At 29.5% G+C, this 858-nt stretch carries 2 protein-coding genes; both read right to left on the bottom strand.

The features are described 5' to 3' along the window. Positions 1 to 36: 36 nt before the first annotated feature. On the bottom strand, positions 37 to 495 hold the full coding sequence (locus EHQ16_RS07915; protein ID WP_135631311.1) for a PIN domain-containing protein: 459 nt from the start codon (positions 493 to 495) through the stop codon (positions 37 to 39). After that, positions 488 to 718 (bottom strand): UPF0175 family protein, encoded by a 231-nt coding sequence (locus EHQ16_RS07910; RefSeq protein WP_135575080.1) that lies wholly within the window; start codon positions 716 to 718, stop codon positions 488 to 490. Before EHQ16_RS07910 ends, EHQ16_RS07915 begins: the two co-directional genes overlap by 8 nt. Positions 719 to 858: the final 140 nt, after the last annotated feature.

The following is an 858-nucleotide window of genomic DNA, read 5'->3' as shown; positions in this document are numbered from 1 at the left end:
GAAGCGGTTAGTCGCTGTTATGCGTAGTTGCTGCTTTTAATTTGTTGATTTGTCTATTTTACGGATTTCGTTAATTACTGATTCAGAGATCCAGATACCTTTTCTTTGAAGTTCATTGATCTGTTTTTCTAAATCATCTATTATTCCTAGTTTTTTTGCTTTCGCTAAAATTCCAAGGGTTCCAGTTATTTTTAGTCCGAGATTTTTTGCAATTTTTCTAGCTTTTAAATCATCCAAGATAACTAGAGAGTTTTTTGTCTCTAGTGCTAGAGCGATAGTAGATGCTTCTCCACTATCTAAAATTTGTTCTAGAGATTTAACAGAAAATTCTTGGTTAGGGTTTTTGATTTTTATAAAGTCTGGTATATTTTCACCGAATTCAGTTTTTACTGTATCAGTTATTATAATCGAATTGTATAAAGTATTTAAAAGATCAAGTTGTCGTATTTTTGAAAGAAGAATTAAGCAACTTGTATTTGAAATTACTTCAGGCATTCTCTAAATCATTTTTAAGATCATCTGTAGAATATCCAAATAGAATAGAAGAACCATAATTCTTCATAACATCAATTAAGGATGATTTCGAAAGATTGACAATATCGGCAGCTTGGCCTATAGATATTTTACCCGTTTCATACAACTTAACAGCCATTGCCATTTTGAAATCATATTCATTTAGATCTATTTGATCGGGAACTTGGAAACTTAAAGACTTCATGATTGTTATATAAAAACGTATGTTATTGAAATTCAAAAATCAAACTATTTTTCATCTCCTATTTATTGAATTTTTTGGAAAATTTGCTATTTTTTGATAAAACCAATGTTTTGCAGCAATTACGCATAACGAACTAGACT

The organism is Leptospira kanakyensis (genome assembly GCF_004769235.1).
Lineage (GTDB): Bacteria > Spirochaetota > Leptospiria > Leptospirales > Leptospiraceae > Leptospira_A > Leptospira_A kanakyensis.
Note: the sequence above shows the minus strand (reverse complement) of the source record. Positions and strands in the feature narration are given on the sequence as shown.